Origin of the sequence: Bradyrhizobium sp. McL0616 (assembly GCF_049993385.1) — a bacterium.
Lineage (GTDB): Bacteria > Pseudomonadota > Alphaproteobacteria > Rhizobiales > Xanthobacteraceae > Bradyrhizobium.
The window spans coordinates 4,728,786-4,749,464 of the sequence record NZ_CP188255.1 but is presented as its reverse complement, the minus strand read 5'-3'; the positions used below and the strand labels follow the sequence as shown (position 1 = coordinate 4,749,464).

The 20,679-nt window shown below is 64.4% G+C and carries 15 protein-coding genes and 1 tRNA gene; 14 read left to right on the top strand and 2 right to left on the bottom strand.

Annotation, left to right across the window (positions count from 1 at the left end; all coding sequences use genetic code 11):
• The first annotated feature begins 219 nt into the window (after positions 1-219).
• The 10 genes from ACPPVR_RS23120 (at position 220) to ACPPVR_RS23075 (ending at position 13,389) form a co-directional block, all read left to right on the top strand.
• Complete coding sequence (locus ACPPVR_RS23120) at positions 220-1,671, top strand: efflux transporter outer membrane subunit (protein ID WP_426608885.1); 1,452 nt, start codon at positions 220-222, stop codon at positions 1,669-1,671.
• Positions 1,661-3,094 carry an efflux RND transporter periplasmic adaptor subunit gene (locus tag ACPPVR_RS23115; protein WP_426608884.1) on the top strand — a complete coding sequence of 478 codons (1,434 nt, stop codon included), beginning with the start codon at positions 1,661-1,663 and terminating at the stop codon, positions 3,092-3,094. The genes ACPPVR_RS23120 and ACPPVR_RS23115 overlap by 11 nt, the downstream gene beginning before the upstream one ends.
• Before the next feature lie 36 nt (positions 3,095-3,130).
• Entirely contained in the window at positions 3,131-6,280 is a 3,150-nt protein-coding gene (locus ACPPVR_RS23110; protein ID WP_426608883.1) for an efflux RND transporter permease subunit, read from the top strand.
• Positions 6,280-9,387, top strand: a complete 3,108-nt coding sequence (locus ACPPVR_RS23105) for an efflux RND transporter permease subunit (RefSeq protein WP_426608882.1) — start codon at positions 6,280-6,282, stop codon at positions 9,385-9,387. The genes ACPPVR_RS23110 and ACPPVR_RS23105 overlap by 1 nt, the downstream gene beginning before the upstream one ends.
• A gap of 41 nt (positions 9,388-9,428) precedes the next feature.
• Positions 9,429-10,163, top strand: coding sequence for a tRNA-uridine aminocarboxypropyltransferase (locus tag ACPPVR_RS23100; protein WP_426608881.1), 735 nt, complete (start codon positions 9,429-9,431; stop codon positions 10,161-10,163).
• Positions 10,164-10,362: 199 nt separating this feature from the next.
• Positions 10,363-11,079 carry an ABC transporter permease gene (locus ACPPVR_RS23095; protein ID WP_426616164.1) on the top strand — a complete coding sequence of 239 codons (717 nt, stop codon included), beginning with the start codon at positions 10,363-10,365 and terminating at the stop codon, positions 11,077-11,079.
• Between the two features lie 7 nt (positions 11,080-11,086).
• Positions 11,087-11,842, top strand: a complete 756-nt coding sequence (locus tag ACPPVR_RS23090; protein ID WP_426608880.1) for an ABC transporter ATP-binding protein — start codon at positions 11,087-11,089, stop codon at positions 11,840-11,842.
• A 279-nt stretch (positions 11,843-12,121) separates the two neighbouring features.
• A complete protein-coding gene (locus ACPPVR_RS23085) occupies positions 12,122-12,820 on the top strand; it encodes an outer membrane protein (RefSeq protein WP_426608879.1) in 699 nt (232 codons plus the stop codon).
• Positions 12,821-12,976: 156 nt separating this feature from the next.
• Positions 12,977-13,050: transfer RNA gene (locus tag ACPPVR_RS23080), tRNA-Cys, on the top strand.
• A gap of 192 nt (positions 13,051-13,242) precedes the next feature.
• A complete protein-coding gene (locus ACPPVR_RS23075) occupies positions 13,243-13,389 on the top strand; it encodes a hypothetical protein (protein ID WP_426608878.1) in 147 nt (48 codons plus the stop codon).
• Between the two features lie 115 nt (positions 13,390-13,504).
• Here the strand turns inward: ACPPVR_RS23075 and ACPPVR_RS23070 are convergent, their stop codons facing one another.
• On the bottom strand, positions 13,505-13,699 hold the full coding sequence (locus ACPPVR_RS23070) for a hypothetical protein (protein ID WP_426608877.1): 195 nt from the start codon (positions 13,697-13,699) through the stop codon (positions 13,505-13,507).
• Positions 13,700-13,970: 271 nt separating this feature from the next.
• Between ACPPVR_RS23070 and ACPPVR_RS23065 the strand changes: the two genes are divergently transcribed.
• Positions 13,971-14,234: a hypothetical protein gene (locus ACPPVR_RS23065; protein ID WP_426608876.1), complete on the top strand. Its 264-nt coding sequence runs from the start codon at positions 13,971-13,973 to the stop codon at positions 14,232-14,234.
• Positions 14,235-14,550: 316 nt separating this feature from the next.
• On the opposite strand, the gene ACPPVR_RS23060 is transcribed toward ACPPVR_RS23065, so the two are convergent.
• On the bottom strand, positions 14,551-16,428 hold the full coding sequence (locus ACPPVR_RS23060; RefSeq protein ID WP_426608875.1) for a hypothetical protein: 1,878 nt from the start codon (positions 16,426-16,428) through the stop codon (positions 14,551-14,553).
• Between the two features lie 600 nt (positions 16,429-17,028).
• On the opposite strand from ACPPVR_RS23060, the gene ACPPVR_RS23055 reads away from it, so the two are divergent.
• The 3 genes from ACPPVR_RS23055 to ACPPVR_RS23045 are packed head-to-tail and all read left to right on the top strand — an operon-like array spanning position 17,029 to position 20,588.
• Positions 17,029-18,192 (top strand): PspA/IM30 family protein, encoded by a 1,164-nt coding sequence (locus tag ACPPVR_RS23055; protein WP_426608874.1) that lies wholly within the window; start codon positions 17,029-17,031, stop codon positions 18,190-18,192.
• 10 nt (positions 18,193-18,202) lie between these two features.
• Entirely contained in the window at positions 18,203-18,862 is a 660-nt protein-coding gene (locus ACPPVR_RS23050; protein WP_426608873.1) for an OB-fold-containig protein, read from the top strand.
• A gap of 22 nt (positions 18,863-18,884) precedes the next feature.
• A complete protein-coding gene (locus tag ACPPVR_RS23045; RefSeq protein WP_426608872.1) occupies positions 18,885-20,588 on the top strand; it encodes a flotillin family protein in 1,704 nt (567 codons plus the stop codon).
• Positions 20,589-20,679: the final 91 nt, after the last annotated feature.

Genomic DNA, 20,679 nt, shown 5'->3' with positions numbered 1-20,679 from the left:
CCGGCGCGCTCGGATGTGTCTTTCGCAGGTGCGGGACTGTCCCGCAGTTCCGCACCCGGCTAGGATGGAATTCAGGTTCCGCAGAAAGCATCGCGCTGTGAACGAGTTACCCAAAGCCCCCCGACTGCCCTGCTGCGAATCGGTTAATCCGGCTGCGCGGCGGCGGTTCGGTCTGCCCGGCAGGGGGTGGATGTGACACAGCGAGTTCCGGCGGTCGCCATGCGGCGATCACTTGGGTCTGCGTTCCGGACGCTGCGCGCGGCGCGCTGGGGTGCCGTGCTGTGCCTTGCGGCAAGCTCGGGGGCGTGCGTCCTGACCCAGGACCTTCCTGATCCGGCGCTCGATGTGCCCGCGCAGTACAAATACGCGGGCAAGGCCGACGCGCCGCCGACGCTGGATTGGTGGCGCGGCTTCCGTTCCACCGAGCTGACGCAATTGATGGAAGAGGCGCAGACCGTCAACCTCGACATCGCCGCCGCCGTCTCGCGCATTGTGGAGGCTGACGCCCAGGCGCGGCAGGCGGGCGCGGCGCTGTTGCCGAGCCTTTCCGGCACCGGACAGGAGGCCTATTCGCGCACCTCCGGCTCTTCGGCCTCCGGGCTCACCAATGGCGGCCGTGAGGTCGTCAACTACCAGGCTTCGCTCAGCGCGAGCTACCAGCTCGATTTCTGGGGCCAGAACCGCGACGCGCTGCAAACGGCGGAAGAGACCGCGCATGCCAACCGCTTCGATCGCGATGTTGTCGCGCTGACGACCCTTTCAGGCGTCGCCAATGCCTATTTCCAGGTGCTGGCCTCGCAGGATCGGCTACGCACCGCCCAGAACAACATCGCCAGCGCGCAGCGCATCCTTGATGCCATTCGCGAGCGCCGCAAGGCCGGCACCGGGACCGACCTCGATGTTGCCCAGCAGGAGAGCGTGGTCGCCAACCAGAAGGCGCTGGTGCCGCCGCTGCGGCAGACGCTCGACCAGAACATCAACGCGCTCGCCGTACTGGTGTCGCGGCCGCCGGAGAGCGTGCGCGTGCTCGGCGGCTCGCTGAACAACATCGCGATCCCGCGCGTCACGCCGGGCCTGCCGTCGGAGATTTTGACGCAGCGGCCCGACATCCGCCGCCAGGAGGCGCAGCTTGCCTCGGCGACCGCGAATATCGGCAACGCCCGCGCGCAGTTCTTTCCGACCATCCAGCTCACCGGCAATGGTGGCTATCAGAGCTCGGCGCTGGTGTCGCTGTTCCAGCCGCATGCTGCGTTCTTCCAGCTCGTCGGCAGCGCGACGCAACCGATCTTCGACGGTGGCAAGATCCTCGGCAATTTCGAATTCGCCAAGGCGCGGCAGGATGAATTGCTCCAGACCTACCGCAAGACCATCGTCCAGTCCTTTGCCGACGTAGACAATGCGCTGTACTCGATCAAGCAAACCACGATCAAGCTGCAATTGCAGCGCGATGTCGTTACCTCGTCGAAGCGCGCGTTCGATCTTGCCGAGCAGCAATTGCGCGCCGGCACCGCCGACATCGTGACCGTGCTGAACGTCCAGCAGACACTATTTCAGGCGGAAGACGCGCTGTGGCAGGCCCAACTCGCACGGCTTCTCGCCATCGTCAGCCTGTATCAGGCGCTCGGCGGCGGCTGGGAGCCGCGAATGGAGAAACCGGTCAATGCTCTTTAAGCCGGATACGAAGCAAGGCGCGAAAGAGGCGACGGCGAAGAAGTCGCGCGGCCGCGGCTTCGTCATGACCCTGATCACGCTCGCGATCCTCGGCGGCCTCGGCTATCTCGGCTGGACCGTCTGGCATCAGCAGCCGCAGCAGGCGAACGGCCGCAACCAGCGCCCGGATCTCCCGGTGCCGGTGCTGGCGGCGACGCCGCGCATCCAGGACGTGCCGGTCTATCTCGACGGCGTCGGCGCGATCCGCGCGCTCAACACCGTGACCGTACGCTCGCAGGTCGACGGCAAGTTGATCGCGGTGAAATTCACCGAAGGTCAGGACGTCAAGAAGGGCGACGTGCTCGGTGAGATCGACCCGGCGCTCTACCAGGCGACGTATGACCAGGCCGTCGCCAAGAAGGCTCAGGACGAGGCCCAGCTCGCCAACCAGCGCATCGACCTGACGCGCTACGAGCAGCTCGCCGCTTCCAATGCCGGCTCCAAGCAGCAGGCCGACACCCAGCGCGCCGCGGTCGCACAGACCGAGGCGCTGGTGAAGGCCGACCAGGCCTTGATCGACAATGCGGCGGCGACGTTGAGCTACACCAAGATCGTGGCGCCGCTCTCGGGCCGCGCCGGCCTGCGCCAGGTCGACCAGGGCAACATCATCCACGCCGCCGACACCACCGGCCTCGTCGTCATCACGCAATTGCGGCCGATCGCGGTGTGGTTCAGCCTGCCGCAGCAGCAGATCATGCGCGTCAATGCCGCTGCCGCCAAGAGCACGCTGGCAGTCGACGTGTTCGGCAATGACGGCGTCACCGTGATCGACACCGGCAAGCTGACCGGCATCGACAACCAGGTCGACCCGACCACGGGCACGCTCAAGCTCAAGGCCGAGTTCCCCAACGCCAATTACCAGCTCTGGCCGGGCCAGTTCGTCAATGTCCGCCTCAAGGTCGAGACCCTGATGCAGGCGCTGGTGGTGCCGACATCGGCGGTCCAGCGCGGTCCGATCGGCACCTTCAGCTACGTCATCGGCGACGGCGACGTCGTCTCGGCCAAACCCGTGACGGTGACGCAGCAGAACGAGCATGACGCGGTGATCGCCAGCGGCCTGTCGCCGAACGATCGGGTCGTGACGACGGGCTTTGCCAATTTGGCCGACGGCTCCAAGGTCGTCGTCGGCCGCGACGAGCAGACGCCATCGGCCGATCTCGCGCCGCGCAAACGCACGCGTGCACCTGACGGGCAGAAAAAGGACGGCCAGAAGGACGGGCAGGTCAAAGACGGCCAGCCCAAGGACGGAGCCAAGGACGGAACCAAGGACGGGCAGGAACGGCGCGCCAAGCGAATGAGCAGCGAGGGCGACCAGAAGGGCCAGACCGGTCCGGCACCGGCGCAGGGGGCTGAGCAATCGGGAAGTGGAGCCAAGCAGCCATGATCCCGACAACAGCCGCTTAAGCGGCAGGCGCATCCCATGGGTGTCTCAGAACCCTTCATCCGCCGGCCAATCGCCACCTCACTGCTCGGCATCGCGCTGCTGATCGGCGGCGCGCTCGGCTATTTCGCGCTGCCGGTCTCGGCGCTGCCGCAGGTCGACTTCCCGACCGTGCAGGTGACGACGCAGCTTCCCGGCGCCAGCCCCGATGTGATCGCCTCGCTGATCACCGCGCCGCTGGAACGGCAGCTCGGCCAGATCCCGTCGCTGTCGGCGATGAACTCGACGAGTTCGTTCGGCGTCAGCCAGATATCGCTCCAATTCGACCTCAACCGCGACATCGACGGCGCGACCCAGGACGTGCAGGCCGCGATCAACGCCGCAGCCGGCGTCCTGCCCAAGACGCTGCCTTATCCGCCGACCTACGCCAAGGTGAACCCGGCCGATGCGCCGGTGATGACACTGGCGCTGCGCTCCGACACGATCTCGCTGCGAGCGATGAGCGACATCGCCGATACGTTACTGGCACAGCGGCTGAGCCAGATTTCCGGCGTCGGGCGCGTCTCGGTGCTCGGCGGGCTGAAGCCAGCCGTACGCATCCAGGCGGATCTGGCGCGGCTGGCTGCCTATGGCATCGCCATGGAGGATCTGCGGGCCGCCATCTCCAACGCCAACGTCTCCGGGCCGAAGGGCTCGCTCGACGGCGCCCAGCAATCCTACATCATCGCCGCCAACGACCAGATCGCCGTGGCCGACGCCTACCGTCCCATCATCATCGCCTATCGCAACGGCTCGCCTGTCACGATCGGCGACGTCGCGCAGATCGTCGACGGGCTGGAGAACGACCGCACTGGCGGCTGGTACCAGGGCACGCCGGCCGTCATCATCGACATCCAGCGCCAGCCCGGCGCCAATGTGATCGACGTGGTCAGCCAGATCCGCGCCGAAATCCCGAAAGTTCAGCGCGCAATTCCGGCCGGCGTGCACCTGACCATCGTCTCGGACCGCACCGTCACGATTCGTGCTTCGGTTCACGATGTGCAGTTCACGCTGATCCTGAGTGTGGTGCTGGTAACGCTGGTGGTGCTGCTGTTCCTGCGCTCGTTGCGGGCGACACTGATCGCGGGCGTGGCGTTGCCGCTGTCGCTGATCACGAGCTTCGGCATCATGTATTTTGCCGGATTCAGCCTCGACAATTTGTCGCTGATGGCGCTCACCATCGGCACCGGCTTCGTCGTCGACGACGCCATCGTCATGATCGAGAACATCGTCCGCCATATGGAGAATGGCGACAGCGCGATGCAGGCCTCGCTCAAGGGCGCCAGTGAGATCGGCTTCACTGTGATCTCGCTGACGGTCTCGCTGATCGCGGTGTTCATCCCGTTGCTGTTCATGTCGGGTCTCGTCGGGCGCATGTTCCGCGAATTCGCGCTGACGTTGACGATCGCGGTGGTGACTTCGGCCGTGGTCTCGCTGACGCTGACGCCAATGATGTGCTCGCGGCTGCTCAAGCACGCTCATGAAGAATTTGCGGTGCCAGGGCTCGCCGCGATCAGCCGCTTCATCGATCGCACCGTCGAGTTCTACCACCGGACGCTGCTCGTGGTTTTGCAGCACCAGCGCACCACGCTGGTCGTGACCTTCGCCACGCTGCTTGCGACGCTGGTCCTTTATGTCGTCGCGCCAAAAGGCTTCCTGCCGCTCCAGGACACCGCCTCGATCACGGCGGTGACGGAAGCCGGGCCCGACGTATCGTTCGCCGAGATGCAAAAACGGCAGGCCGAGGCCGCCGACGCCATCAAGGCCGATCCTGATGTGACCGGTGTGGTCTCGGTGATCGGCGCAGGCTCGGTCAACCCGACCACCAATGTCGGCCGTCTCGTCATGACGCTGAAACCCCGCGGCGAGCGGCACGACGATGTCAGCGCGGTCATTACCCGCCTCAAGGAGAAGGTGGCTGGCATTCCCGGCATGACCGTTTATTTCCAGCCGGTGCAGGACGTGCAGATCTCGACCCAGTCGAGCCGTTCGCAATACCAGTACACGCTGACCGGCACCGACGCGACCCTGGTCTCCGAATGGTCGCGCAAGCTGGTTGACGAGATGCGGCGCGATCCGCTGTTTCGCGATGTGTCCTCGGAGGCGCAGGAAGGCGGCCTTCGGGCGCAGCTCGATGTCGACCGCACCCGCGCTGGCCAGCTCGGGGTCAGTCTCCAGGGCATCACCGATACGCTGAACGATGCGTTTGCGCAGCGCCAGATCTCGACCATCTACGGCCAGGCCAACCAGTACCGCGTGGTACTGGAGGCGCTGCCGATGTACCAGCGCGATCCCTCGATCCTGTCGAAGCTGTATCTGCCGGGCGGCGCCAGCAGCACCGTGGGTGCGCCCAACGCCCAGGTGCCGCTCGACGCGGTGGCGACGCTCAAGCGCACGACGGCGCCGCTCGCGATCTCGCACCAGGCGCAATTCCCGGCGATCTCGCTCAGCTTCAATCTCGCGCCGGGTGCTGCGCTCGGCGATGCAGTCGAGGCGGTCAAGACGATCGAGACCCGCATCGAAATGCCCAACAGCATCGTCGGCGTCTATGCCGGCGACGCGGCCGAATTCGCCAAGGCGCTTGCCGGACAGCCCTGGCTGCTGCTCGCGGCCGTGATCACGATCTACATCGTGCTGGGCGTGCTCTATGAGAGCTACATCCATCCCATCACCATCCTCTCGACGCTGCCCTCGGCCGGCGTCGGCGCGATCCTCGCGCTGATGCTGTGCGGGCAGGACCTCTCGGTGATCGGCCTGATCGGCATCATCCTGTTGATGGGCATCGTCAAGAAGAACGCGATCATGATGATCGACTTCGCGCTCGAGGCCGAGCGCAAGCAGGGCATGCCGGCGCACGAGGCGATCGTGCAGGCCTGTCTGTTGCGCTTCCGGCCCATCATGATGACGACGTTGGCGGCGCTGTTCGGCGCACTGCCGCTGGCGATCGAGAGCGGCACCGGCGCCGAGCTGCGCTTTCCGCTCGGCATCTCCATCATCGGCGGCCTGCTGCTCAGCCAGCTCTTGACGCTCTACACCACGCCCGTGATCTACCTCGCGCTCGACCGCATCAACAGCCGCCTCGAGCAAGCGCTGCCGCCGGCGGAGCCCGGCGCGCCGCCCACGGCCGGGGCGACCGAGGGGATGCAGTGATGGCATCGATCTCGGAGCCCTTCATCCGCCGCCCGGTCGCGACCACGCTGCTCTCGATCGGACTGTTCCTGTTGGGAGCCGTTGCCTACGAGTTCCTGCCCGTCGCCTCGGTGCCGAATGTCGATTTTCCCGCCATCTTCGTCTCGGCGAGCCGTCCCGGTGCCGATCCGTCCGTAATGGCCGCGACCGTCGCCGCACCGCTGGAGCGACGGCTCGGCGAAATCGCCGGCATCAACCAGATCACCTCGACGTCCTCGCTCGGCACGGCGAACATCCAGCTCCAGTTCGACATCGGCCGCAACATCGACAAGGCTGCCCGTGACGTCCAGGCCGCGATCAATGCCGCGCTGGTCGATCTGCCGAGCGACCTGCCGGCGCTGCCGCGCTTCCGCAAGGCCAACACGGCCGGCGCGCCCGTCTTCGTGCTGGCGCTGACCTCGAAGACGCTGTCGGCGAGCGCGATCTACGACGTCGCCGATACGGTCCTCGCCCAGCGCATCTCACAGGTTCCGGGCGTCGGGGACGTGACGGTGAGCGGCGCCGATCAGCCTGCGGTGCGTATCCAGCTCAACCCGGTAGCGCTGTCGAACGCCGGGATTGCGACCGACGATGTGCGGACCGCCATCATCAACGCCAACCCGCTCGGTCCCGTCGGCATCTTCAACGGCGAACGCCAGAGCGAGACGCTGTCGCTGAATAAGCAGATGCGCACGGCCGCAGAGTTCCGCAACATCGTCATCAAGAGCTCCAACGGCAATTTCGTGCGGCTGTCAGATGTCGCCGACATCGAGGACGGCGTCCGCAATGCGCGCTCGATCGCCTGGTTCAACAAGCAGCCGGCGGTCCTGATCCAGATCACCAAGCAGGGCGATGCCAACGTCATCGACACCGTCGACCGGGTCAAGGCGCTGATCCCCGAGCTGAAGCAGTGGATTCCGGCCGGCGTCGATGTGTCCACGCTGGTCGATCGCACCAGCACGATCCGCGCCAGCGTCATGGACATGCAGTGGACGCTGCTGGCGACCGCCATCCTGGTGATGGTCGTGGTGTTCGTGTTCCTGCGTCGCCTCACGCCGACGATCGCGGCCGGCATCTCGGTGCCGCTGGCGCTGGCCGGGACCTGTGCCGGGATGTGGGTCGCGGGCTTCTCGATCGACAATCTGTCGCTGATGGCGCTCGCGATCTCGGTCGGCTTCGTGGTCGACGACGCCATCGTGATGATCGAGAACATGTTCCGCAATCTCGAGCATGGCATGCCGCCGATGCAGGCGGCACTGTTGGGTGCCAAGCAGATCGGCTTCACCGTGGTCTCGATCAGCCTGTCGCTGATCGCGGCGTTCACGCCGCTGATCTTCATGGACGGCATCGTCGGCCGCCTGCTGCGCGAATTCTCGCTGACGCTGACCTTCGCGATCGTGGTCTCGACCCTGGTGTCTCTGACGGTCACGCCGATGATCTGCGCCCATTACATCCGGCAGACCACCTCGGGCACCGCGACCCTGTTCGACCGCATCATCGAGGGCTCGCTGACGCGCATCGTCGCCTTCTACGCCCGCACCTTGCGCAACGTGCTCGAATTCCCATTGCTGACGCTCCTGGTGTTCTTCGCCACCATCGGCCTCACGGTGGTGCTCTACATCAAGGTTCCCAAGGGCTATTTCCCGACCGACGATTCCGGCTTCGTCATCGGCGCCACGCGCGCCTCGGCCGACATCTCGTTCCAGTCGATGCTGAGCTTGCAGCAGCGGCTCGCCGACATCGTGATGCAGGATCCGGCGGTGGCCGGCATCGGCTCGACGGTCGGCAGCGGAGGCGGGGGACCGGGGGCCGCGACCTCGAACCGCGGCACCATGTTCATCAGCCTGAAGCCGCCGGAGGAACGCGATCACGTCTCGACCCAGGTAGTGATCGACCGTCTCAGGCGTGCTCTGTTCCCGGTGCCCGGCATCCGTCTGTTCATGTTCGCGGCACAAGACGTGCGCGCCGGCGGGCGGCAAAGCGATTCCGACTACCAGTACACGCTGTCCAGCACCGATCTCGGCCTGTTGCAGCAATGGGCGCCGATCGTGGCCAAGCGGATGGAGAGCGTCGAAGGCATCACCGATATCTCCAGCGATCGCGATCCCGGCGGGCTTCAGCTCACCTTGAACATCGACCGCCAGAAGGCTGCGATGCTCGGCGTCCGCGTCCAGGACATCGACAATGCGCTGAACAACGCCTTCTCGCAGCGGCAGATCTCGATCATCTACACCCAGCGCAATCAGTACATGATCGTGCTGGAGATCGATCCGAAATTCCAGGTCGATCCGTCTAATCTCGATCGCATCTATGTCGCCGGCGCCAACGACGTGCAGGTGCCGCTGTCAGCCGTGGTGCATGCAACGCGCGGGCTCGCGGCGCTTGCGGTCTATCATTCGCAGTCGGTGCCCTCGACCACGGTGTCGTTCAATTTGCTGCCGGACGTGCCGCTCCAGGCCGCGACCCAGAACATCCAGCGCGCGGTCGACGAGCTGCACATGCCGGAAGGCATCCGCGGCAGCTTTGACGGCAACGCCGGCGATTTCGCCAAGACCAGCGGCCGCCAGCCGCTGCTCATCCTCGGCGCACTGGTGGCGATGTATATCGTGCTCGGCGTGCTCTATGAGAGCCTCGCCCACCCGCTGACGATCATCTCGACGCTGCCTTCGGCCGGCCTCGGCGCTTTGCTTGCGCTGCAAATCACCAACACGCCGCTGACGGTGATCGCCTTCGTCGGCATCATTCTGCTGATCGGCATCGTCAAGAAGAACGGCATCATGATGGTCGACTTTGCACTCGACGCCGAGCGCCAGCGTGGCCTGTCTTCGGCGGAAGCCATCTTCGAAGCTTGCCAGGCGCGCTTTCGTCCCATCCTGATGACGACCATGGCGGCGCTCTTCGCCGGCATCCCGCTGGTCGTCGCGACCGGTCCGGGCACGGAGCTGCGGCGGCCGCTCGGCATCACCATCATCGGCGGCCTGTTCGTCTCGCAGATCCTGACGCTATACACGACGCCCGTGATTTATCTGCTGATCGACCGGCTGCGGCGCCGGTCCGAGCCGCGCGCCCTGCCTGCGCCGGCGGAATAGGCGGGTTGTTGAACCGCCGCTTCAAGCGTATAGCGGCGACCATGTCGAACCCCACCGCCGCCGCGCCGGCCGAGCCGATCCCCGAATGTCCCCACTGCCAGAAGCCGATGCCGCTGTGCGTCTGCGACAGTGTCACGCCCATTGAAAACCGCCTCGGGCTCCTGATCCTCCAGCACCCGCAGGAGCAGGACAAGGGGCTCGGAACGGCGCGGCTGACTGCTCAGCATTTCGCCAAGGCCACGGTCCGGGTCGGCCTGTCCTGGCCGAGCCTGTCCAAGGCGCTCGGATATCCGGTCGAGAATGCCGCACGCTGGGCCGTACTCTATCTCGGCTCGGCACGCGCGGCCGATCTCGATTCCGAGGGTGAGATCCTGGCGCTGACCCGCAAGGGTGAGATCGCGGAGAACCAGCGCGCCATCCTGGGCAAGCTCGAAGGCGTGGTGCTGCTCGACGGCACCTGGAGCCAGGCCAAGGCGCTGTGGTGGCGCAATCCCTGGATGCTGAAATGCCAGCGCGTGATCCTCAACCCGGCGCACCCCTCGCGCTACGGGCGCCTGCGCAAGGAGCCGCGCAAGGACGGGCTGTCGACCATCGAGGCCGCCGCGATAATCCTGGCCGGTCTGGAGCGGCGCCCCGACATCGCCGAGACGCTGAATGCCAGTTTTGAACGGATGCTAACACGCTACCGCGAGGTCCAGGCCGAAATGCCGGAATTGGCTCCGAAGCCGCCAGTGAAGGACCGTCGGCGCGGTGTCCGGCGGGGCAAGCGAGCCTGACTTCGGCCCGCATCCTCGGCACGGTTGATTGCCCCCGGGGGAGTGGACGGATACAGACCCTCGGCCAGATGTTGGCCATCTGCTATCTGTGACACCGTCGTGAATCCCGAAAGTAAAAGGGGGCAGTCGCATTCAGGCCGCAGCGAAGGAAATCCTAGCACAGGCGGTGCGGTTCGATCGTTGGGGCACGCTCGCCCTGATGGACATCTCGCTGCGCTACCGGCGCACCGTGATTGGCCCGCTCTGGATCACGTTGACGCTCGCGGCGACGATCGCCAGCGTCGGCACGGTCTATGCGACCTTGTTCAAGCAGGACATTGCCGGCTTCCTGCCGCTGTTCGCGGTCGGCCTGATCGTCTGGACCCTGATCGCGACCACGCTACAGGAGGGCTCCAACATCTTCGTGGCGTCGGGGCATCTGATCAAGGCGGTGCCGGCGCCGCTGATCGTGCATGTCCTGCAGATGATCGCACGCAACGTCCTCATCTTCGCGCATCATCTGGTGATCGTGGTGCTGCTCTACGCCGTAATGCCATGGCCGCTGCACTGGAACATCGTACTCGCAGTGCCCGGCTTTGCGATTTTGCTGATCGCGCTGCTCGGCGGCTCCATTGCGCTCGGCATGCTCTGCGCGCGGTTTCGCGACATTGGGTCTGCGATCGTCAGCGGCCTGCAATTCGTCTTCTTTCTGACGCCGATCATCTGGACCGAGGACACCGTGCGCGGCACCGCGTTTCACTGGCTGATCCGCGCCAATCCCTTCGCGACGCTGCTCGATCTCGTGCGCAGGCCGCTGCTGTCGCAGCCGACCGACGCGGAGCAATGGCTGCTCGGGGTCATCTACGCGGCCATCGTGGCCGTGATCGGCCTCGGCTGTTACGCGCGATACCGCCACCGCGTGGCATATTGGCTGTGAGGCGCGCATGAGCACCGCGGCCCACATCGTGCTTCGCAACGTCTCGGTGACGTTTCCGGTGCTGTCGTTTCGCGACCGCTCGCTGCGCAGCCGGTTCGTCAGCGCCGTGACGCTGCGCCGGGAGGCACCGCGCCCGCGCATCGTCGCTGCGTTGAACGACGTCAGTCTCGATATCCGCGCAGGCGACCGCGTCGCCCTCGTCGGCGCCAACGGTGCCGGCAAGACGACGCTCCTGAGGGTGTTGGCGGGCATCTACCATCCGTCGGCGGGCAGCATCGACGTGCTCGGCCGCTGCCTGTCGCTGTTCGACCTGTCGGCCGGCTTCGACGAGGAGGCCACCGGCTACGAGAACATCATGCGCCGCGGCCTCGTGATCGGCGCGCGGCGCGCCGAGATCGACGCGCGCCGCGCGGAGATTGCCGAATTCACCGAGCTCGGCGACCGGCTTGATCTGCCGCTGCGCACCTATTCCAGCGGCATGATGTTGCGCCTGATCTTTGCGGTCGCGACCGCCGTCGAAGGCGAGATCGTGCTGCTCGACGAATGGATCGGCGTCGGCGACCAGCAGTTCCGGATCAAAGCGAGGCAACGGCTCAACGAGATCGTGGCCCGCGCCGGCATTCTCGTGCTGGCCTCGCACGACATCGACCTCATCAAGAGCACTTGCAACCGTGCGATCCTGCTTCAGCAGGGGCGGATCGTCGCTGCCGGACCGACCGAAGACATTCTCAGCCAGTATCTCGCGAGCGCCGGAAAGGAATAGAGCCGCGGGTGCTGCAAGCGCGACAAAGCGTCGCTTGAATCGGCATCCGTCGCGCTGTGCCCGCTGTGGAGCCTCAAGCGCCCTGATCGTTGTATGCAGCAGCCTCAACAAGAGGCGGTGTGGCTTTTGAACACTAGTAGTTCCGGATCAGCGACCGTAGGTTTACCGGCATCAGTAGAATTGTAGAAGTTCGATCAATCTATCGGAGGTTTTATGAAGATTCATCTCGCTGCCGCCGCCGTTCTTCTGGCTTCCACCTCGATGGGTTACGCAGCCGACATGGCCGTCAAGGCGCCCTATGTTGCGCCGGCAGCCGTCTGGAATTGGACGGGATTCTATATCGGCGGTCACGTCGGCGCCGGTTGGGGCACCACAGAGTCAACGCTGACCGCCATCAATCCCGGCGGCGCGATCCCGGGCGGGTTTGCCATCGCCCAAAATAGCCGAAGCGGTTTCCTCGGCGGCGGCCAGATCGGCTACAACTTCCAGTCCGGCTGGGCTGTCTTTGGTGTCCAGGGTGACATTGCGGGCATGGACGTGAAGGGCACGACACCCTGCGTGGCCGGCGCCGCCTCCTGCACGGCGAAGAGCGACTGGTTGGGTACCGCGACGGCCCGGTTGGGTGGCGTCGTTGGCGATCGCACCCTTGTCTACGTGAAGGGTGGCGCGGCCTGGATGCACACCGACCACAGCCTCAGCATCCCCGGCGGTTTTGGTCTTGGTGTGGGATCCGTCGGCGCGAGCGCCACGACATTGGGTTGGTTGCTGGGCTTGGGCGCCGAATACGCGTTTGACCAAAACTGGAGCGCGTTCATTGAATACGACTACATCGACTTCGAGAAGAAGAACGTCGCATTGGACTTCTCGCCTATCGTCGGTGCCCCTGCGACGGCAAACGTCGATTTCAAGAACAAGCTCTCGATCGCGAAGGTCGGCTTGAACTACAAGTTCGGCGGCCCGGTCGTCGCAAGGTACTGATCGTTCCTCAGGTCTCAATAACGGAGAAGCCCCGCTCAGCGGGGCTTTTTTGTTTTTCGGCAGCGGCCACATGAAGCGGTCACACGTTGGTAGGGCAAGTCGGACGAAGGCGGTTGCCTAAACCCTTGATCCTCTATATTGGTCCGCCCTCGTTGGGGCCACGTGGCGGAGTGGTTACGCGCCGGTCTGCAAAACCGTTTACTCGGGTTCGAGTCCCGACGTGGCCTCCATCACAAGCTACTGATATATCATCATAAATCCGATATCAGCGTGGGTTTCGCCCTTCGCTTATGCGTCGCTTGGTGACTCCCGGTCACCGGGTTTGCCCGGGGTTTGCTGGAAACCCTCGATTCAGGCCCGATGGCACAGACTTCGCATCTGCGAAGGGATGCAGTCCCCAACCATCGAGCGCTGGAGAGCACGTGGGCGAGATCGTCCGATTTACCCCGAAGTCTGAGCTGGAGCGGGCTCGTCTCATTGCCGAGGCCCGTGCGATCTATGACAGCATCTTTCCGCCGGCCGCACCCGACAGGGCGCCGCAGGACGGCGAGGAGAGCGTCAAGAATTGATCGTGACCGCGGCGGGCGCGTCCGTTCGCAAGGTCTGGCTTGATGAGACTGGCTAATGAGACTTGGCTAATGAGACCTGGCTAATGAGACCTGGCTAATGAGACCTGGCTAGGGGTCAGCAGGACGCGTACCAGCTGTCCGGAAAGGGCAGGAGGGGCCAGGCACCCTCGTTGTCATTCGCGGCCTTGGGCGTCGCGTCGTAGCTCCACGAGCGGGGCACGAATTTCTCCTCCGGCGCAAACGCGAAATCGTCATGGACCATGGCGTCGCGGACGGTATCCAGCAGCAAGTTGAATTCGGCTTCGCTCATCGCACCCTCCGGAACGCGGATGGCGCACTGTCGCAGAGCCGGTTTGTTTCCCGATTGAGCCGATCGTTCGCATTTTAACGATCCGGCGATCGGGTCCCGTTTGGTTAGCGATTCCTGAAAATCCCAAAAAAATCCCCAGGGAACCGCAGGTGGAACCCTAGGCGTCTCCCTGCAGCGGCCAGTGTGAAAGAGATCACATCCCCCGCGATTTATTCCTCCTACCCCTTTGCACACACCGGCCAACGTGGGTCGGGCAGACAGGAGACTGGTCATGAAGGCGAGGTTCTTGCGATTTGCGGGCGTGAAGAGCAGGGCGCGCCGGGCGTCGACGGTCGGGCTGTTCCTGACGCTGTTTGCCTCCGCCGCCCATGCGCAGCAGGGGACGCCGGAGCAGCGCCGGGCATGCACGCCCGACGTCTACCGGCTCTGCGCCGGCGAGATCCCCAACGTCCGTGCCATCACCGCGTGCCTGCGGCGCAACCGGTCGAGCTTGAGCGAAGCCTGCCGCACCGTGTTCGACCAGGCCGGCGGGTAGACCCGGACCTGTGGATTTGTGCGCAGCAAGTAGCTTCCGCGGGCTCGCGAATCCGGCATAGTCGGCCTGTGGATATGCTGCGGACAAGCTGTGGAAGAGGGTCATGTGCTGCGGATGCCGGCCGCAGATGCGTCCCTCGGACGTCATATCTCTGTTTATAACCACACGAAGTGATTCGTTGATCGTGCACATCTGCGCGCAGATCGAGACGATTTAGTTTTATCGAATTCGGAATGTTCGATCACCGCGCGAGCCGCGGTGCGGCACTGGTCCCGCGCTACGCCGCCTCGCGTTGAAGTCGCTTGTGCTGCCTCACTCAGAACGGGTACCACCGCAGCGATGTCATGACGATATTGTCGTCGGTCGAAGGTGCACCGCCAAGTCCATTGAACGCTTGGCGCCTGATGTATTCGTATTGGGCACCGGCAGCCACGCGACCATAGACGCCGTTGTACAGATTCTGCCAGAAGCCCACCGTGATCTCCTCCAGGCGACGGTTGTTGGCGATGCAGTTGGTTGGCGTCGTGCCGGCAAAGGAACTCGGGGTCGCGAGCGTACAACCAACGTTGCTGAAGCCAGGATTGCCATAGCCGAGCAAGGTCGTGCCGGAATTGAAGTACTTTGCCTCCACCTGCTCGAGACCGGCGTAGGCGTAGATGTCCAGCCCCTCGATCGGATGGCCGACCAAGCCGATCATCGTCTGCAGTCCGGTCAACGGCGTTAGCGAGCCGTCTGCTGCGATGGTCGCGTCGGGCAACTGGCCTGCGCCGTAGCGGCCAATGCCCTGCCCATACAGGACGCTGCCGGTGAATTCGAGTTGTTTGGGAATGAGCGGCAGCAGAACCGAGCCACCGACACCCCAGCCGAACGCCGTCTTCTCGGAGGTTGTGCCAGCCTGTGCGGTCGAGCCGACGATGCATGGTGCGAGCCCACAGGTCAGCATGCTGTCGGTAAAGAACCGCTGAAGTGCCAGGATTTCGTAGTGGCCCCAGCCCGGGTCGAACGCGGCCTTTTCGATGATGTCGGGTGCCTTGTCGGTCGTGACGGTCGCGCCGGTCAGGAAGCTGCCTCCGGGATTGGCGAAATTGGTGACGACGCCGTTGACGATGCCGCCACTCGCGAAAGCGCCGCCGGTGCCCGCCGGGGCGGTCGCGGTGCTGGCGGAAACGATGTTGGCGGCAGTTTCGACCGAAACGCCGAACCACACCTGCGGACCAAAATCCTTCACAAAACGGACCTGCCAATTGCGCGTATAGTTGAAGCCGTCAACGTAGCTTGCATCGATTGTCAGCGGGATGTTTTCCTTGCGCGGCGTGATCCCGACCACGTTTTGCGTGAGCAGGCTCCAGGACTGACCGGCGAGAACATGGATGCCCCAGTTCAGGTTGTCATAGGTGCCATAGACCTGGCGTAAGCGTGGAGCCCAGCTGTTGCTCTGATTGAAGTTCGAGGTGTTCCCCGCCCCGAGAAAATCCGTCTCGTAGTAGCCTGCAAGCTTTTGCTGCGGATCGATTGCACCCTCGACCAACAAGGAAATTCGGCTCTGTCGCGCCGTGCCGTGGAACTCGTTCTCGTGATAGAGCGGCGAGAACGGATAAGGTATCGCGCCGAAATTCGATCCGATGTCGGCCACCTCATTACGCTGGCGCCAGACCGATTCCGCCGCGATGAAGCCGCCCACCGTCACCTTGACCTTATCGGTTATCGCGGGCGGCGGAGACTTGAGAATCGGGCCCTTGTCGGGCGGCGAAGGCGACGCAGCCACGGGCACGACAGCGCGTGCCTGCACGGCTTCCACCTTATCGGTCTTCTTGCGCGTGCTCGCGATTTCCTTCTGAAGCTCCTTGAGTTGTCTCTGAAGTATCTCGGTCTGGCGCTCAAGCCGTTCGATCTTCTCGGCATCCGACATCGATTGCGCTGCCGCCACACCGGGAACCAGCATCCAAGCCATCAACGGGACAGTAGATGCTATTAGATGATACCTGCAATGCATTGCCACCTCCGCATGAAACGCACAAAAGAAAACTCGCGGCAAAGCCCTATGATTTGCCCGATTCTTTGCGGTGGTTATGAATGTTGGATGACACCAAGGTGAATCGTCCGTGATGTTGCGGAAGTGTTTCGCAAGAGCAACAGCACGGCTTTGGGCCCAAAACGCGCCACTGCCGTCGTGTAGCCTCGGCACTCTCGTCATCTTTTGGAACGGCGAGCGAGAGCGAAGATGAGCCCGTCGAAGGGTGGTCGGCGCCTCAATGATAGCGATGACGGTTGCGCCTTTGGCTCGCGTTGATCGCGTACTGTCCGCTTGCCCGTCCTGCTGAACGCAGCATTTCGCGGGCGTTCGAGACGCCCGCGACGGAGATGAAATGCTCTATCGAGAGCGAAGGCCGAAGCGAAGCAATCCAGAATGCATCTGCGGAGGCAGTCTGGATTGCTTCGTCGCAAGAGCTCCTCGCAATGACGGCGCGGCGAGAGCGGCGTGCCTCGCGACATCACTCTCGTGCCCCTGATGCAGCGCAGCGCTCTTCAGCGGTGCGCTGCTGAGCCGGGGCCCATGCAGCGGCGTACGATGCGGCCCCTTGGATCCCGGCTCTGCGCCGCAACGCCTTAAGCGCGTTTACGCGCATCTTCAACGTGCGAGGGGCGTTGTAGCTTGTCCGGGACACAAGAGCCTCTGGACATGATAGCCGCCTTGAACGCACGACCTGCGGCCCGCGACTAACCCACAGAGTGCATAAGGATCAGTGGAACGTGATTGAGCTTCCCCCTTGTAAAGCACCAAAATGGTGCTTTAGTGCTTTCCATGAGCCCGTCGCCTAAGAACGCGCCGTCTGCGCTGCGTTACAGGCTTGCCCCTGATCCGGCCGCCAAGGCCGCGATGGAGGCGACGTTCCAGGCCTATGACCGCATGATGGAGATTCTGGATGAGGTCGCGCGGACCCACAATGTCGGCTCCAACGTCGTGCTGCTGCATGCCCATGCCTATGAGCCGATCCGCAAGCAGACCGCGCTGCCGTCGCGCCTGGTGACGCTGGGCCTCCGCGACCGCGCCGATTATCGCGCCGCCCAAGGCCGTCGCCTGCCGCTCGACGACAAGCTCGCCAAGATCAAGGGCCCGGCCACCATTTCGATTGCCACCGTGCAAGGGCGCTTCAGCGTGCCCTTCGACTATGCCGGCTACGCGGAGGGGTGGGGGCAGAGCGCACCCGCGCACCTGATCCGCACCGATGACGGTTTCGAAGTTCACTACGGCGTCACGCCGAACAGTCTGCCAGAGGAGGAGAACGCCATGGATACCATCGCAGCCGCTCCCGAGAACTTCCTGTCACGAGTCGGGCGCCTGATCGCCGGCATCGCCTATGACGCGATCGAGCAGGCGGAAGGCAAGAACAAGCTTGGGGTGGTCGGACAGGCCATCCGTGAGATCGAACGGGCCGAAATCGAGGCGCGCGACGCACTCGCGTCAGCGCGGGCCGAAGAATACCGTCTCAACGCCAGGCGCACCGAGATCGAGCGCGAGATGACCGACCTCGCCGCCAAGATCGAGGGCGCGATCGCTGATAGCCGCGACGATCTCGCCCGCGCCGGCATCGCGCGCCAGATGGACCTCGAGGCGCAGTTCGAGGTGCTGTCCCGCGCCATCGACGAGAACAACGAGAAGATCGAGAATAACGTCACCTCGTTGCGCGCCGTCCTGTCGGCGCTCCAGGACGCCGAGCAGCGTCGCGCCGAACTCGCGAAGAGCGAGGCTCTCGCAAGCCACCAGGCCTCGACGTCACCCCGGAAACAGGGCGGCGCCTCGGCTGCGGCGAAAGCACTGCGTGCGGGCAAGGCCGTGGCGCGCGCCACCGGCGTGCCGCAGGGCATCCCGTATTCGAGCGACATCGACGAGCTCAGCACGTTGCATCGCGACAAGGAGATTGCAGCGAGGCTGGCGCGGTTGAAGTCCCGCTCCTGAGTAACGTGTCATGAGCGCACTGCTCGAACACGTCATGGCGCCGGAGGTCAGGCCGTTCGCGATCGCGGCGGCCATGATCCTCATCGTCGGCTCAGTCGAGGTCGTCTCGATGCTGGTCGGGGCCTCGCTGAGCGAGATGCTCGGCACCACCATCGATTTCGGTCATCCCAGCGACAACGGCGTGATCAATGCGATCTCCTGGATCAATGTCGGCGGCGTGCCGCCTCTGATCTTCCTGTTGTTGGTGCTCGGCGCATTCTCCATCACTGGCTTCCTCATCCAGGATGTCGCGCGGATGGTCGCCGGTCCCTTGCCCGCGACGATCGCCTCGGTCGGGGCGGTCGTGGTGTCGGTTCCGCTGGTCCGCGCCGCCAGCGGTGCCATCGCGCGGGCCATTCCCAAGGATGAGAGCTACGCCGTAAGTCTCGGCGATCTCGTCGGCCGCGTCGGTGAGGTCGTCATCGGCCCGCTCGACCAGGGGCCGCCCGGCCGTGTCAGTGTCGCCGATGTCCACGGCAACCGGCACTTCGTCTGGGCGGTCGCTGCGCCCGCATCGGGACCATTGCCGCAGGGAACCCTGGTCCTTCTGGTCGATCGCGCCGGCACCCGCTTCGTGGCGGTCAAGGCCGACGATGAACTCAAGCCGTCCAAACCACCTCTAAGCAGCTAGCAAATCATTATCGGAGAAAGTCATGTTCGATATCGCAGTCCCGGCCATGATCGGCGTCGCGCTGATCGTCGTCATGGGGATCGTCTTCACCATCCTCTACAAACGCGCCACGCGCGACGAGGCGTTCGTGCGCACCGGTCTCGGCGGCAAGAAGGTCGTGCTCGACGGCGGCGCCATGATCCTGCCAATCTTCCACTCCTACGCCAGCGTCAATTTGAAGACGCTGCGGCTCACCGTCGAGCGCAAGGAGCGGGAATCGCTGATTACCAAGGACCGTCTCCGCGTCGACATCGTGGCCGAGTTCTACGTGCGCGTCCGCCCCGACGATGAGAGCATTGCGCTCGCGAGCCAGACGCTGGGCGCGCTGACGAATGACGCCGAGGCCCTGCGTAACCAGGTCGAAGCAAAATTCGTCGACGGCCTGCGTTCGGTGGCAGCCACCATGACCATCCTGGAGCTGCAGGAAAAGCGCAGCGATTTCGTCAAGCACGTGCAGGCCACCGTCGAGTCCGACGTCAAGTCGAACGGCCTCGAGCTGGAGTCGGTGTCACTGACAAAACTCGACCAGACCGACGTCAAGTTCTTCAACCCTGAGAACTTCTTCGATGCCGAAGGTCTCACCCAGCTGAAGACGGTCACCGAGACTCGCCGACGTGACCGCAACTCGATCATGCGCGACAACGAAGTCGCGATCGCCCAGAAAGACCTCGAGGCGCGGCAGCAGACCCTGACGATCGAACGGACCAAGAAGGAGGCCGAGCTCTCGCAGGAGCGCGATGTCGCCAACAAGACCGCGAGCACCCGGGCTGAAGTCGCAACCGCCACACAGACCGCGCGCTTGACCGAGGAGAACGCCCGTATCGATACCGACCGGGCTGTCGCCGAGAAGGAAGCCGGCGCCAAGCAGGTCAAGGAAACCGCGGTGATCGAGTCGGATCTGGCGATCAACAAGCGCAAGACCGATGCGCAGCGCGAGATCCAGATCGCCACGCAGGAGAACGAGATCCAGATCGCCTCCAAGAGCAAGCAGACCTCCGAGGCCGTCGCCGAAGCCAAGACAGCCGAAGCGATCGCCGTCTCCGCGGAGGAAAAGGTCGTGACCGCGCGCGCGGTCGAAGTCGCCGATCGCGCCCGTCTGACCCAGGTGCTCGCCGCACGCACGGAGGCGGAGCGCAAATCGACCGAGGTGATCGTGGCGGCCGAAGCCGAGAAGAAAGCGGCGCTCGACCGCGCCGAGGCCACCAAGACGCTGGCCACGGCGGAAGCCGAGTCCAACAAGATCAAGGCCGTCGGCGTCAGGAACATCGGCGAGGCCGAGGCAGCAATCATCACGCTCAAGAACGAGGCACAGAACAAGCTCGGCCCCAACATGATCGATTTCGAGCTCGCCAAGAAGCGGATCGAGACCATACCGTCGGCGCTGGCCGAGATGGTCAAGCCGATCGGAAACCTGAAGGACGTCCGCATCCTGCACACCGGCGGCGCGTTCGGCGGCAATGGCGCTGGTGGCGGCAATGTCGGTTTCGGCGAGGGGCTCGCCGGCGAGCTCCTCAAGGTGCACGCGCTGCGTCCGATGATCGACGAGATCCTGCGCCAGGGCGGCTTTGCCCCCGGCGACGATCCCGTGAAGGCGCTGGTCGGCGCGGTCACCGGCAAGGCCAACGGTGCAGTGCTAGCGCCGGCGGCTGTGCCCGCTCCGGAGAAAACAAACGGCGCGGATCTATGAATGTCCGTTCATTTGCTGCGGTGAATGGAATCGCTAAGAAAAGGGTGTGCGCGTCTCGCGTCGCGCACGTCTTCCGGAGTGCCGATCGATC

Excerpts from the sequence above, each read along its gene's own strand:
- ACPPVR_RS23120 (WP_426608885.1), top strand. The coding sequence starts at position 220 with ATGCGGCGATCACTTGGGTCTGCGTTCCGGACGCTGCGCGCGGCGCGC.
- ACPPVR_RS23115 (WP_426608884.1), top strand. The coding sequence starts at position 1,661 with ATGCTCTTTAAGCCGGATACGAAGCAAGGCGCGAAAGAGGCGACGGCG.
- ACPPVR_RS23110 (WP_426608883.1), top strand. The coding sequence starts at position 3,131 with ATGGGTGTCTCAGAACCCTTCATCCGCCGGCCAATCGCCACCTCACTG.
- ACPPVR_RS23105 (WP_426608882.1), top strand. The coding sequence starts at position 6,280 with ATGGCATCGATCTCGGAGCCCTTCATCCGCCGCCCGGTCGCGACCACG.
- ACPPVR_RS23100 (WP_426608881.1), top strand. The coding sequence starts at position 9,429 with ATGTCGAACCCCACCGCCGCCGCGCCGGCCGAGCCGATCCCCGAATGT.
- ACPPVR_RS23095 (WP_426616164.1), top strand. The coding sequence starts at position 10,363 with ATGGACATCTCGCTGCGCTACCGGCGCACCGTGATTGGCCCGCTCTGG.
- ACPPVR_RS23090 (WP_426608880.1), top strand. The coding sequence starts at position 11,087 with ATGAGCACCGCGGCCCACATCGTGCTTCGCAACGTCTCGGTGACGTTT.
- ACPPVR_RS23085 (WP_426608879.1), top strand. The coding sequence starts at position 12,122 with ATGGCCGTCAAGGCGCCCTATGTTGCGCCGGCAGCCGTCTGGAATTGG.
- ACPPVR_RS23070 (WP_426608877.1), bottom strand. The coding sequence starts at position 13,699 with ATGAGCGAAGCCGAATTCAACTTGCTGCTGGATACCGTCCGCGACGCC.
- ACPPVR_RS23065 (WP_426608876.1), top strand. The coding sequence starts at position 13,971 with ATGAAGGCGAGGTTCTTGCGATTTGCGGGCGTGAAGAGCAGGGCGCGC.
- ACPPVR_RS23060 (WP_426608875.1), bottom strand. The coding sequence starts at position 16,428 with ATGACGAGAGTGCCGAGGCTACACGACGGCAGTGGCGCGTTTTGGGCC.
- ACPPVR_RS23050 (WP_426608873.1), top strand. The coding sequence starts at position 18,203 with ATGAGCGCACTGCTCGAACACGTCATGGCGCCGGAGGTCAGGCCGTTC.
- ACPPVR_RS23045 (WP_426608872.1), top strand. The coding sequence starts at position 18,885 with ATGTTCGATATCGCAGTCCCGGCCATGATCGGCGTCGCGCTGATCGTC.